1 pseudogene is annotated in these 338 nt (G+C 38.8%); it reads right to left on the bottom strand.

Features of this window, described 5'->3' with window-relative positions:
• Positions 1-338: pseudogene (locus P8V03_RS19120) on the bottom strand (NADP-specific glutamate dehydrogenase); the annotation flags it as partial.

Genomic DNA, 338 nt, shown 5'->3' with positions numbered 1-338 from the left:
ATCTACTTCTTCTGCAGTCCAAGCTATTCTTCCACTGTTTTGAGCCATTTCTAATGCAGATGTAGCAACTCCACCAGCGTTAGCAGCCTTTGAAGGTCCTACTATTACGCCGTTGTGTTGGAAGTACTCAACTGCTTCATTTGTACATGGCATGTTAGCAGCTTCACAAACAAATTTAACTTTGTTTGCAACTATTTGCTTAGCTTCGTCTATTTTAATATCATTTTGGATTGCGCATGGTATTATTATGTCAGCTTTAACGCCGAATGGTTTTTGTCCTGGGAAGAATTCTACGCCATATTTGTCAGCATAGTCTTTAATTCTTGCACCTTTGTTTA

This window comes from Clostridium tanneri (assembly GCF_033659955.1).
GTDB classification, from domain to species: domain Bacteria; phylum Bacillota; class Clostridia; order Clostridiales; family Clostridiaceae; genus Clostridium_AM; species Clostridium_AM tanneri.
The sequence above is the reverse complement of the archived record's forward strand: the minus strand, read 5'-3'. Positions and strand labels throughout refer to the sequence as shown.